General features: G+C 70.0%; 7 protein-coding genes and 1 tRNA gene. 7 read left to right on the top strand and 1 reads right to left on the bottom strand.

Features of this window, described 5'->3' with window-relative positions; all coding sequences use genetic code 11:
• Nucleotides 1-446: 446 nt before the first annotated feature.
• From ispG to lepA, 6 genes are all read left to right on the top strand, one after another.
• Nucleotides 447-1,661, top strand: coding sequence for a flavodoxin-dependent (E)-4-hydroxy-3-methylbut-2-enyl-diphosphate synthase (gene ispG / locus HNQ05_RS00420; protein ID WP_147147780.1), 1,215 nt, complete (start codon nt 447-449; stop codon nt 1,659-1,661).
• Between the two features lie 3 nt (nt 1,662-1,664).
• Nucleotides 1,665-3,908, top strand: a complete 2,244-nt coding sequence (locus tag HNQ05_RS00415; protein ID WP_147147782.1) for a VWA domain-containing protein — start codon at nt 1,665-1,667, stop codon at nt 3,906-3,908.
• Between the two features lie 4 nt (nt 3,909-3,912).
• Nucleotides 3,913-5,769 (top strand): S8 family serine peptidase, encoded by a 1,857-nt coding sequence (locus HNQ05_RS00410; protein WP_147147784.1) that lies wholly within the window; start codon nt 3,913-3,915, stop codon nt 5,767-5,769.
• Nucleotides 5,770-5,814: 45 nt separating this feature from the next.
• Entirely contained in the window at nt 5,815-7,485 is a 1,671-nt protein-coding gene (locus HNQ05_RS00405) for a S8 family serine peptidase (RefSeq protein WP_147147786.1), read from the top strand.
• A gap of 54 nt (nt 7,486-7,539) precedes the next feature.
• Nucleotides 7,540-7,626, top strand: a tRNA-Leu gene (locus HNQ05_RS00400).
• Nucleotides 7,627-7,709: 83 nt separating this feature from the next.
• The gene (gene lepA / locus HNQ05_RS00395; RefSeq protein ID WP_183677493.1) at nt 7,710-9,515 is read left to right on the top strand and encodes a translation elongation factor 4; all 1,806 of its coding nucleotides are present in this window, start codon (nt 7,710-7,712) and stop codon (nt 9,513-9,515) included.
• Between the two features lie 1,004 nt (nt 9,516-10,519).
• Here lepA and HNQ05_RS00390 read toward each other — a convergent pair.
• On the bottom strand, nt 10,520-11,734 hold the full coding sequence (locus HNQ05_RS00390) for a DUF3179 domain-containing protein (protein WP_147147790.1): 1,215 nt from the start codon (nt 11,732-11,734) through the stop codon (nt 10,520-10,522).
• Between the two features lie 94 nt (nt 11,735-11,828).
• Between HNQ05_RS00390 and HNQ05_RS00385 the strand changes: the two genes are divergently transcribed.
• A complete protein-coding gene (locus HNQ05_RS00385) occupies nt 11,829-13,244 on the top strand; it encodes a tyrosine phenol-lyase (protein WP_147147793.1) in 1,416 nt (471 codons plus the stop codon).
• The last annotated feature ends 50 nt before the right edge of the window (nt 13,245-13,294 follow it).

The raw sequence follows: 13,294 nt of genomic DNA, 5'->3' as shown, positions 1-13,294 counted from the left end.
TTATAAAGAGACAGGCTGGCGGGTTTACGACCGCTAACCGTCGCGCCTTGCACTTCCTCTGTCCATATTTCCACTTACACACCACGTACTACGTACCACGCACCGCCGTTATCCGTCATTCCGGACGAGGGGGCCGCATGGCCCCCGAGAGCCGGAATCTTGCTGGGTGTGCGGTCGCAGAACCGTTCGCTTGAAATACGGTTGGCAACGTCAGCGCATAAGTTCACCCGTAACCACCCGCGGCAACGATAAGATCCCCGATCTCGACGCTCCGCACCTCGCCGGGGATGACGAAAAAACGGCGGCAGGTAGTGGGTAGTGGGTGGTAGGCGGTTAGCCGCTATAGGGACCAGCAAGCGAACGGAGTTCCACAAGCCACAGGCCACAGGCCACGAGCCGCCTCCCTTCCCACCCCCTTCATTCCCTCCCCTGTTACCCTTGAAGACGTGAAACGAAGCACCCCGACCGTGCGCGTGGGCTCCGTGGCCCTGGGGGGCGGCGAGCCCGTGCGCGTGCAGTCGATGACCAACACCGACACCGCCGACGCCGCGGCCACCGCGCGCCAGGTGGCCGGGCTGGCCCGCGCGGGCAGCGAGATCGTGCGCATCACCGTCAACAGCGAGGCCGCGGCCCGGGCCGTGCCCGAGATCCGCATGCGCCTCGAGGACGAGGGCCTGGACGTGCCGCTGGTGGGCGACTTCCACTTCAACGGCCACCTGCTGCTGGCGCGCTACCCCGAGATGGCCCGCACCCTCGACAAGTACCGCATCAACCCGGGCACCGTGGGGGCGAAGGCCAAGGCCGCAGACAACTTCCGCACGATGGTGGAGGCGGCCATCGAACACGGCAAACCGGTGCGCATCGGCGGCAACTGGGGCAGCCTCGACCAGGCGCTGCTGGCCGAGATCATGGACGCCAACGCCCGGCGCCCCCAGCCGAAGACGGCCCACGAGGTGCTGCTCGAGACCCTGGTGGTCTCGGTGCAGCGCTCGGCCGAGCTGGCCGAGGAGATCGGCCTCGCGCGCGACCGCATCGTGCTCAGCGCCAAGGTTTCGGCCCCGGCCGACCTCTGGGTCGTCTACCGCGAGCTGGCGAAGAGCCCCTACGCCCTGCACCTGGGCCTCACCGAGGCGGGGATGGGCGACCGCGGCGTCGTCTTCAGCACCGCGGCGGTGACGCCGCTGCTGGCCGAGGGCATCGGCGACACCCTGCGGGTCTCGCTCACGCCGGTGCCGGGCGAGCCGCGCACCCGCGAGGTGGAGGTGGCCAAGGAGATCCTGCAGGCCGTGGGGGTGCGCCGCTTCGCTCCCTCGGTGAGCGCCTGCCCCGGCTGCGGGCGCACCACCAGCAGCTTCTTCCAGGAGCTGGCCCAGGAGGTGAGCCGCTACCTGGCGCTCAAAATGGACGCCTGGCGCACCCGCTACCCGGGCGTGGAAGAGCTGAAGGTGGCGGTGATGGGCTGCGTCGTCAACGGTCCCGGCGAGTCCAAGCACGCCGACGTGGGCATCAGCCTGCCCGGCTCGGGCGAGGCGCCCCGGGCCCCGGTCTACGTGGACGGCGAGCTCTACACCACCCTGAGCGGCGAAGGCATTCCCGAACGGTTCGTGCAGATCCTGGAGGACTACGTGGAGCGCCGTTTCGGCGCGGCGCGCGGAGGCTAGGCCTTGGGCTTCGAACAGCCGGGCTTCCTGATCGCGCTCCTGCTGCTCTTGGGGGTGCGGGAGCCGCTCCTGCGCCTGGTGGTGCTGTTGCTGGTGCTGGGGGCGGCCGGCCCCACGCTGCCGCTTGCGTACGAACGCACCGCGGTGCTGATCGACCAGAGCCCTTCGGCGCCCGCCGAAGCCGGCCGCGTCGCGGCCGGGCTGGAGGCGCCCGGCACCCGCTTTTGGGCCTTCGCCGAGCGCGCCGAGCCGCTGCCCGGCCCCGGCGCCCGCCGCAACGACCTGGGCCGGCACACCCGGGTGCAACCCGCTGTGGACGCGGTCCTCGCGCGCTCGCCCGACCGCATTGTGCTGATCTCGGACGGTCTCTGGAGCGGCCGGGTCTACAGCCCGGTGCCCGTCTACGTCCTGCACGTCGCCCCGCGGCCGAACGCCCGGATCGCCCGCCTGATCGCTCCGGCGGCGCCCAGGCTTGGCGAGACGGTGGAGGTGCGCGCCGTACTCGAGAGCACCGAGCCCACTTCGGCGCAGCTGAGCTTCCAGGGCGGCGGAACGACGACCCGGTACGAGCGCCCGCTGCCGGCGGGCACCAGCTCGGTGCCCTACCGCTTCGAGCTGGAACGGCGCACTACGGTGCGCGTGCGGCTCGAGACCCCCATCGGCCGCGACCGTGCCGAGGTGACGCTCGACCCCCTTGGCCCGGGGCGGGCGCTGGTGGTGGACGACCCCGCGGCGGCCACCTACCTGCGGGCCGCAGGCTGGGACGTGGCCGAGGGGACCCCCGCCGACCTGGCCGAGACGCCCGAACTGCTGGTGATCGGCGGCCCCGCGGAGGCCTGGAACGTCGCGGATCGGGCGCGGCTCGAGCGCTACCTGCGCGAGGGCGGCGCGGTGCTTTGGACCGCCACCCCCAAGGGCCTCTTCTTCGGCGGCTGGCAGCGCACCCTGCTGGCGGAAAAGATCCCCCTGGAACCCGAACCCCAGGAGGGTGCGGCACTGGTGCTGGTCCTGGACGTCTCGGGCTCGATGGGCCTCGGCACGCCCAGCAAGCTGGCGCGCGCCGTCGAGGGGGCCCGCAAACTCGTGGACGCCGCCGGCCCCGAAGACACCCTGGGCATCGTCACCTTCGCCTCCCGCAGCCGCTGGCTGCTCGCGCCCAGGGCCATGACCTACCGCGCGAAACGCGAAGCGGAGACCCGCCTGGACGCGCTCGAGGCCCGCGGCGGAACCCAGCTGGCCACGGCCTACGCCGCCGCCGCCGAGGCCCTGGAGCCCCTCGACGCGCGCACCCGCTGGATCCTGGTCCTTTCGGACGGCCAGCTCGAAGACGACCCCCAACGCACGCTGGCGCGGGCCCGTCAGGCGGCCGCCCGGGGGGTCAAGACCCTGACCCTGGCGCTGGGCGCCGACGCCGACCGCCCCTTCCTGGCGCAGCTGGCCCGCGAGGGCGGCGGCCGCTTCCTGGACCTGGCCGAGCCCGCGGCCCTGCCGCAGGTGCTGGCGCTCCTGGGGGAGGAGGCCTTCAAGCCCCCCGTGGTCGAAGGCCGTTTCCGCCTCCAGTTGCGCGATCACCCGGTAACCCAGGGGCTGCAGGAGCTCGCCCCGGTCCCGGTGCTGCTGCCGGCGCGCGCACCGGGGTGGGCCCAGGTCGTCGTGCAGACGGCTTCGGGGCGGCCCCTGCTCGCCCTGGGCGAGGTCCTGGGCGGCCGCGTCGCGGCGCTGGCCACCGACCTCGGGCGCAGCTGGAAGGACGACCCCGGGGCCGCACGGCTGCTCGCGCAGCTGGCGCGCTGGCTCACCGCGACGCCGGCGCGGCCGCGCTACGACTGGTCCACCGAGGAGGAGGGACCGGTCCTCTGGGTCTACGGCCGCTTCGATCCGCTGCCGCTGGCCCAGTGGCAAGGGCGGGTGGAGCCGCTCGAGCCCACCGCCCCCTTCACCTTCCGCCTGCGGCTGCCCCGCGGCTTCGCAGGCAGCGTGCGCGTCACCAGCGGAGACCGCACCGTCTTCACCGTCACCGCCCCCAAAGCCAGCGAATGGCCCGCGGTCGACGGCGCCCAACACCTGCGCGAGCTCGCCCGCGCCTCGGGCGGGGCCTGGCTCGCCGACCCCGCCGAGCTGCCGCCGCCGCGGCGCAAGCCGACGCCGGTCGGCCCCTACCTTTGGGGTCTGGCGCTGGCGCTCTTCCTGCTGGAGCGCTGGCGTGAAGGCGCGGCCCACCGCAAGGGCGCGCCGGAGGTAGGCTAGGGGCATGCGCCGCCTTGCCGTCGCGCTGCTGCCCGCGCTGCTGGCCGCCTGCTCCAGCGGCCTTCCGGAAGCGCCCCGGAACCTGACGCTCGGCTACGACGGGCGCGGAACCCTGGACCTGCCCGTCCCCGACGGAACGATCTGGCAAATCCGGGGCCCGCAGGAGCTGCGCGTGGACCCCGCCCGGGGCATCGGCCCCGCCGTGCTGGCCCTGGAAGCCCCGCTCGAGCGCGCCCCCAACCTCCCCGCCGAACGCTTCACGCTCACCTGGCAGGGCGACCTGCAAGGAACGCTCACCGTTCGCTGGCCGCTGGTCCGGGTGGAGGGGCGCGTCGTCGAAGCCCCCGCCGCGGTCGCGGGACTGGAGCTGCCCGCACGGCCGCTTCCGGAGCCCGCCCCCGCCCCCGCCCCCACCCGGGTGCTGGTGCGCTACCGCGACGCCGCGGCCGCGCCCCTGAGCGCGAAGACCGTGGGGACGCCGACGCTGCGGGTCCTGGAGACGACCGACCCCGCGGCCCTGCTCGCGCGGCTGCAGGAAGACCCCAACGTGGTCTGGGCCGAGCCCGACGGCGTGGTCCGGGCCCTGGGCGAACCCGGTGACGAGTACTACCCGCTCGAGTGGCACCTGCGCCGCACCGGGGCGCGCTGGGCCTATCTGGGCGGCTACCCCGGCAGCGTCACCGTCGCCGTCGTCGACACCGGCGTACGCTACGACCACCCCGACCTGACGGACCGCCTCTGGGGACCGGCCGACGGAGCCTACGACTTCGTCGACGGCGACCCCGACCCCACCGACCCCGGCGACAACCGCAACCCCCAGGCCGGCAGCCACGGAACCCACGTGACCGGGATCATCGCCGCGCGCACCGGCGTGAACCCGCTGCCCCCCAGCTGCTACGACCCGAACGGCGACCCCATCTGCTCGGAGACCGGGCTCGCGGGCCTGGCCTGGCCGGCGGACGTCAAGGTCCTGCCGCTGCGCGTGCTCGACGAAACGGGCAACGGCCTCTTCAGCGCGGTGGCCGCCGCCGTGCGCTACGCCGCGGGGCTGCCCGTGGAGTGGGAGGGGCAGACGCTCAGCAACCCGCACCCCGCGCGGGTCATCAACCTTTCGCTCGGCTCCACGCTGTACTCCAACGCCATGTGCGAGGCCGTCGCCGACGCCCGCGCCGCGGGGGCGATCGTCGTGGCCGCCGCGGGCAACAGCGGCGGCACCGCCTACTTCTACCCGGCGAGCTGCCCCGGGGCGGTCGCGGTGGCCGCGGTGGACAACGCCGCGGGCGAGCCCAAACCCACCTGGTACACCCAGCACAACGACCGCGTCACCCTCAGCGCTCCGGGCGGCGACGTCCAGCAGGACGCCGACGGCGACGGTTACCCCGACGGGGTGCTCTCGACGACCTGGAACTTCCAGACGAACCGGCCCAACTACGCCTTCTACATGGGCACCTCGCAGGCGAGCCCCCAGGTGGCGGCGGCGCTGGCGCTGCTGCTCGCGCAGGACCCCGGACGCAGCGCCGAAGCGGCCCTCGACCGGCTCACCGCCACGGCCACCGACCTGGGCGAACCCGGCCGCGACGCCTACTACGGCTACGGGATTCTCAACCTTCCGCAGGCGCTGGCGCTCGAGCTGCCCCCGGGCCCCTACCGCGTCCGCTTCCGTGGACCCTTCGAACGCTGGGTCACCCCCGACGCCGACGGGAACTTCGTCACCTACCTGCCCAGCGCCCCCTACGCGGTCCTCGCCTGCCGCGACGACACCGCCAACGGCTTCTGCGACACGGGGGAGCGGCAAACCGAGGCCTCCGTCCTGGTCGCCCCCGAACCCCTTTTCCGCCTGCCCGCCTTAACCCTGCCTTAACGCGCGTTAACCTGCGGGTTACCTCCCAGCGGGTAAAGTAAGGCCATGTACAGGAAAGTCGGTACCGCCCTGCTCTTTTTGCTGTTCGTACTGGCGGGTTGTCGCATCAACACCCCGCCCGAGGTCGTTTCCTTCACCGCCGCGCCGGCGACGGGGTACGCCCCGCTGTCGGTGCAGTTCACCGTCTCCGCCCTCGACCCCGACGGGGACACGCTCAGCTGCACGCTGAACTTCGGGGACGGAACAACCCCGGCCCAGTTCGCCTGCAACAACCTGCTGACGGTGCTGCACAACTACGACGCCGGCAGCTTCACCGCGACGCTCACGGTCAGCGACGGGCGCGGCGGAACCGCCAGCGCCAGCACCCAGATCACGGCCACCGCCCCCACGCCCCCCGCAGACGCCTGCCCCGCCCCCGGGAGCCTGAGCCTGGCCCTCCAGGCGCCGGCCGCCGACGAGGCGCCCTCGGGTCTGGGCCGCTTCGACGGGGTGGCCTACGTTCCCGGCGAGCTGCTGGTGCTGCGCCCTGACGGCGTGACGCTGCAAAGCGCGGAGGTGGCGGCGCTGGAAACCGAGCTGGGGCTCGAGCGCCTGGCGGCCCCCGGCCTTGACGGCTGGGTCCGCTACCGCACCGAAGCCGGCAGCGAGGCGGCCGTGGCCCGGCGCATCCTCGCGAGCGGCCTCGGTGCCTACGTCCAGCCCAACTACCGGTACAAACTGCTCTATACGCCAAACGACCCTGAATACACTACTACCTTTACGACAGCGTACGGTTCTGCTAGCCAGTCGCTCCAATACGCCCTGATGGGTGTCGAAACGGCCTGGGATAAGCTCTCGCCAGGGGGTTGCCGACCGGTGGTGGGTGTAATCGATTCGGGAGTGGCTAACGATCACCTCGACTTAGGCGACAACGTCATCTTCGGTTACGATTTTGTAAATAATGACAACGACCCGTATCCTGTCACCGGCGATGATCACGGCACCTTGGTTGCCAGCATCATTGCGGCACAAACCAACAACAACCTAGCCCTGGCAGGTATAAGTAATAATCGCGCTTATATCATGCCGCTCCAAGTCTTCCAAGGCGGCACGGGAACAAGCTCGTCGATCATCGATGCAATTAATTGGGCCAGGCAGCGGGGTGCCCATATTCTGAGCATGAGCCTTTGCTTGCTGAATGACAGTGGGACGGCTTGCGCCGATATGACTTCGAACCCAGACGCCGCTACCGAAGCTGAACTGCAAGCAGCCTACAACCAGGGCGTCGTCAGCCTGGCGGCTTCTGGAAATTACAACGACAACTTTGTCGGTTACCCTGCAAGCTCCCAGTACACGATTGCGGTGGGAGCTACCGATAACAGCAACCCCCCTAATCGAGCACCCTTTTCGAATTATGGCTCCGCGCTTGATGTCGTCGCTCCAGGAATCGCGGTTCCGGGTGCCCTTATCCCTGACAACAACAGCCAAGCGCCCTCCGGGGCCGGTGATGGCACTTCCTTCTCCACCCCTTACGCAGCGGGCGTCGTCGCCCTCTACATCAGCCAGTACTACGCCGCCAATAACGCCAGCGCCCTCCCCACTCCAGACCTGGTCAGTACCTGCCTACGCTCAACTGCGCTGGACATCGGAGATCCAGGGTTCGATACCACAACAGGGGCCGGACTAGTACAGGCCAATCAGGTTTTGGATACGACAAACACGATCTGCTACCCGTAAGTGCCCTTGGCACCTGCTCCGTCGCCCGGCTAGGATGGACGTAGCGTCCGCCGGGCCGGGATGGCGGAATCGGTAGACGCAACGGACTTAAAATCCGTTGGGGGTTTCCCCGTGCGGGTTCGAGTCCCGCTCCCGGCACCAGACCCCCGCCAAGCGCGGGGGTTGCCTCTTGCGGCCCGGGGGCCGCCTGTTCAGACCTCTGCGGGGCCTGTAGACTAGAGCTTGTGCAGGAGCGCATCCGCAACTTCTCCATCATCGCCCACGTGGACCACGGCAAGTCCACGCTGGCCGACCGCATCTTGCAGAAGACGCGCGCCGTCAGCGAGCGGCAGATGCGCGAGCAGTTCCTCGACTCGCTCGACCTCGAGCGCGAGCGCGGCATCACCATCAAGGCCGCGGCCGTCCGCCTGGGCTACCAGGCCGAGGACGGCCGGGAGTACGTGCTCAACCTGATCGACACCCCCGGCCACGTGGACTTCCACTACGAGGTCAGCCGGGCGCTGGCGGCGGTGGAGGGGGTGCTGCTGGTGGTGGACGCCACCCAGGGGGTCGAGGCGCAGACGGTGGCCAACTTCTTCCTGGCGCTCGAGCACGACCACGTCATCATCCCGGTGATCAACAAGATCGACCTTCCTTCGGCCCGGCCCGAAGAGGTGGCGCTGGAGATCGAGGAGACCTTCGACATCCCCGCCGAGGAGTGCCTCTTCGCCAGCGGCAAGACCGGCGAGGGGGTGGACACGGTGCTCGAGGCCATCGTGAAGCGCATCCCGCCCCCCAAGGGCGACCCGGACGCGCCCCTGAAGGCGCTGATCTTCGACTCCATCTTCGACGCCTACCAGGGGGTGGTGCCCTACGTGCGCGTCTTCGAGGGCACCGTGAAGCCCGGCGACGTGATCCGCATCTGGTCCACCGGCAAGACCTTCGAGGTGGACCGCACCGGCGTCTTCCGCCCGGGGGCGCTCGAGCGCACCGCCGGGCTGGGCCCCGGCGAGGTGGGCTGGCTCACCGCCGGCATCCGCGAGATCGGCGACGCCCAGGTGGGCGACACGATCACCCTCGAGGCCCACCCCACCGACGCCCCCTACCCCGGCTTCAAGCCGGCCAAGCCGGTCGTCTTCGCCGGCCTCTACCCGGTGGACACCCAGGAGTACAACAAGCTGCGCGACGCGCTGGAGAAGCTGAAGCTCAACGACGCCGCCCTCGACTTCGAGCCCGAGACCTCGGAGGCGCTGGGCTTCGGCTTCCGGGTGGGCTTTCTGGGGCTGTTGCACGCGGAGATCGTGCAGGAGCGGCTCGAGCGCGAGTTCGACCTCGACCTGATCGCCACCGCCCCCAGCGTGATCTACCAGGTAACGCTGAAGAGCGGCGAGGAGATCGAGGTCCACAACCCCTCCGACCTGCCCGACCCCACCCTGATCGAGGAGATCCGCGAGCCCTACGTGCGCCTCTCGGTCTACACCCCCGAGGACTACGTGGGCCCGATCATGCAGCTGCTGCAGGAAAAGCGCGGCCAGATGATCACCATGAACTACCTGGGCAAGCGGGTCGAGCTCGTCTACGAGGTGCCCTTCGGCGAGATCCTCTACGACTTCCACGACCGCCTCAAGTCGCTCAGCCGCGGCTACGCCAGCATGGACTACGAGCAGATCGGCTACAAGCCGGGCGAGCTGGTCAAGGTCAACATCCTGGTCAACGGCGAGCCGGTGGACGCGCTGGCCTTCATCGCCCACCGCGACAAGGCCCAGACGATCGGTCGCGCCATCGTGGAGAAGCTGAAGGACGTGATCCCGCGCCAGCAGTTCGCGGTGCCCATCCAGGCCGCCATCGGCGGCAAGATCATCGCCCGCAGCACCGTGCGCGCGCTGCGCAAGGACGTGCTGGCCAAGTGCTACGGCGGCGACATCACCCGCAAGAAGAAGCTGCTGGAAAAGCAGAAAGAGGGCAAGCGGCGCATGAAGGCCATCGGCAAGGTCGAGGTGCCGCAGGAGGCCTTCCTGGCCGTGCTCTCGGCGGGCAAGGAAGAGGGCTAGCTGTCCCGTCTCCCCACGTGGTTCACGCCGCCCCACCGCCACCGGCTTCTCTGGTCACTCCAGCAAGAGCCGGGGCCCGAGGCTTGTCCAAAAGGCGGGGCCGGGGCACCGCGCCCGTCGCGGAAAGGCGAAAGCGCCTTCCCCAAAGGGGAGGGCCGGGGTGGGGGTTTTAGAACCGGCTCGTGGCCTGTGGCTTATAGCTTGTGGATTTTGTTCGCAGCTGACAGAACGTTTGTGGCGTGCATCTTGCATCCAATAAAAGCTCCCTCCCCTTGGGGAGGGCGGGGTGGGGTTTGTGGGCGCAGCATGAGCCAAACATCCGACGCTGATTCACGGCCCACCCACACCCCACACCCTACCTACACCCTGACAAACAAACCCCTCCGGCGGCTCCGCCGCCACCTCCCCCCGTGGGGGAGGCAGAAAAGAGGCGCGTGGCCCGCAGTTTGTGGCTTGTAGATTTTGTCCGTAGCCGACAGAATGCCTCTTGCATCTCGCGCCAAACAAAGCTTCCTCCCCCTGGGGGAGGGCCGGGGTGGGGGTTTTGAAAATGGGCTCGTGGGCTGTGGCCTGTAGCTCGTGGTTGGTCCCGTTGCGGGTAGCCCTGGCGTCGGCGTCGCCCGCGGCATGGGCCCCGGATCTCGGCCGGCAGGCCGGCCTCGATGCGGGGAGGCGGAAAAGGGGGTGGGTGGGGCGTGGCCTGTGGCCTGTGGCTTGTAGCTTGTGGTTTGTGGCTTGTGGTTTGTGGCTTGTGGCTTGTGGTTCGTGGCCGGTACCCGCGGCCTGCGGAAACCCGTCTTGCCGTTCCCACCTCCCACACCCCACGACCTATTCGCCACCTACCACGCACTACGTACTACGTACTACGCACCGCCTCCAACCACCCCCCTCCGGCGGCTGCGCCGCCGCCTCCCCCAAGGGGGAGGCCGGGAGGAATCCGCGGCTTCCGGTCTGCGGAACAGGGTCCCCCCGGCCGTCGGCTCTGTGAACGGCGTCTTGGGAGGTTACGGCTGGGGCCCCGTTCCGTAGACGCGGGTGTTCCGGAAGAACGCCGCCCAGGCGAACCACAGGGTGTTGTCGTGGGCCACCGGCTCGAGCCGCTTCCCCGCCAGCGGCCCGGCCACGGCGCGGCCCAGCAGGTCCCAGCGGCTCTTCGTCTGCAGGTCCACGAAGCCTGCGTCGTCCCAGACGAAGGCGAGCTCGCGGCCGCCGAGCCTCCGGTCGAAGACGCCCGCCGCCCCCACGTCGCGGCCGCGGGCGACGCTCGAGCGGTCGAGGGCGCTGGCCGTGCCCGGCCGCCAGAAGACGACCAGCGGCACGCCGCCCACGCCGTCGTTGACCACGCGCACCTCGCGCAGCAGCCCGTAGGGGTAGGCCACGGTCTCGTTCCCCAGCCGCACCGCCACCACCCGCTCCATCGCCGGCAGGCGGGCGTCGGGCTGGCCGCGGAAGAGGAAGGGCCGCCCTTCGGGGGCGTCGTAGGCGAAGTAGGGGTTCTCGCCGTAGTTGCGCTCGAAGCCGGTGTCGCGCGAGAGCACCCGGCCCTCGGGGAAGGCCCGCGCGAACGCGCCGAAGCCCAGCATCTGCAGCGGCAGCGTCGTCAGCCGGACGCCGCGCAGGGTGCCCACGACCCCCATCCCCAGGATCTGGGACCAGAGGGTGGCCGTGGCGTTGTCGAACATCAGCAGGTTCGACTTGTAAAGCATGCCGCTCGTCCCAAACGTGACCTCGAGGGTCCACCCCTCCCCCGCCCGCGCAAGCAGAGCCCCCGGGTTACGCGCGCGCACCGCCTGCGCCTGCGCGTCCGAAAGGCGGAGCTTGCGGTCGAAGGCCAGGCCGCTGTTGCACAGCGGGCAATAGCTCACGGCCACCGGCCGCCCCGCCACCACGTCGTTGACGATCTCGTGCCAGACCAGGATCTGCAGCGGATAGGCGCGGGCCTCGCCCGCGAGCTCGAGCACCAGCACCGGCTCCCGCGCGTCCAGCCAGCCGCGCGCCCGTTCGACGCTCTCGAAGCGCGGCGGCGGGCTCGGCCCCACCGCGCCGTTGTGGCTGCCGGAGAACCCCAGCGCGGGGATGCCCTGAGGCGGCGGACCGCCCGCCTCGACCTGTTGCAGCGAGACGAGCGGCCCCTCGCGGGGGATCTCGAGCAGCTGCCAGGCACCCTGCGCCAGCGCCGACCCCAGCAGCAGCCACCCCAGCCACGCGGCCCGTTTCATGCCCTCACGCTAACGGGCGGGGTGGGGGTCGGGCGTCGTCTAGCCGACACCGGGTGCGCGTGTTAGCCTGCGGCTGAACGCCAAGGAGGTTCGCATGAGCGAGAAACACGTGGTCACCATGGGGCAGCAGTTCGGGCGCCGCTCCTGGGCCGAGCCCTGGAAGATCAAGATGGTCGAGCCCATCAAGACGATGAGCGCCGAAGAGCGCCAGAAGGCCATCGAAGGAGCCGGATACAACACCTTCCTGCTCAGGTCCGAGGACGTCTACATCGACCTGCTCACCGACTCGGGCACCAGCGCCATGTCCGACCGCCAGTGGGCGGCGCTGATGCTGGGCGACGAGGCCTACGCCGGCAGCCGCAACTTCTACGACCTGGAAGAGGCCATCCGCAGCTACTACGGCTACAAGTACGTCGTGCCCACCCACCAGGGGCGCGGCGCCGAACACCTGATCAGTCAGGTGGCCATCGAGCCGGGGCAGCTCGTGCCCGGCAACATGTACTTCACCACCACCAAGCTGCACCAGGAGCTGGCCGGCGGCAAGTTCGTGGACGTGATCATCGACGAGGCCCACGACCCTGCGAGCCAGCACCCTTTCAAGGGCAACGTCGACCTCGACAAGCTGGAGGCGCTGATCCAGCGCGCCGGCCCCGAGAAGATCGCCTACGTCAGCGTGGCCGGCACGGTCAACATGGCCGGCGGTCAGCCCATCAGCATGGAGAACATCAAGGCGGTGCGGGCGCTAACCGACAAGTACGGGATCCGCGTCTACCTCGACGCCACCCGGATGATGGAGAACGCCTACTTCATCCAGGAGCGCGAGCCGGGCTATCAGGACAAGAGCGTCGCCGAGATCCTGAAGGAGTTCTGCAGCTACACCGACGGCGCCTGGATGAGCGCCAAGAAGGACAACCTCGTCAACATCGGCGGCTGGCTGGCGCTCAACCACGAAGACCACTTCGAGGCCGCCCGCAACCTGGTGGTGGTCTACGAGGGGCTGCACACCTACGGCGGCATGGCCGGGCGCGACATGGCGGCCCTGGCCATCGGCATCCAGGAGGCGGTGCAGGACGACTACGTGCGCGCCCGCGTGGGCCAGGTGCGCTACCTGGGCGAGCTGCTCACCGACTGGGGCATCCCCATCGTCCAGCCCATCGGCGGGCACGCCATCTTCCTCGACGCCCGCAAGATCTACGAGCACATCCCCCAGGACCAGTTCCCCGCCCAGGCGCTGGCCGCCCACATCTACGCCGACTCCGGGGTGCGGGGGATGGAGCGCGGGGTGGTGAGCGCGGGCCGCAACCCCGAGACCGGGGAGCACAACTACCCCAAGCTCGAGCTCGTGCGCCTCACCATCCCCCGCCGCGTCTACACCCAGGCGCACATGGACGTGGTGGCCGAGTCGGTGAAGGCCGTCTACGACCGCCGCAAAGAAGCCAAGGGGCTGAAGATGGTCTACGAGCCCAAATACCTGCGCTTCTTCCAGGCGCGCTTCGAGCCGTTGGCCTGATTGCGCCCCAGCCCCGCGTCCCGCCCCCCCTGAGGGCGGGACGTTTGTCA

Source organism: Oceanithermus desulfurans, assembly GCF_014201675.1.
Classification (GTDB): domain Bacteria; phylum Deinococcota; class Deinococci; order Deinococcales; family Marinithermaceae; genus Oceanithermus; species Oceanithermus desulfurans.
This window is presented reverse-complemented; position numbering and strand designations above follow the sequence as displayed.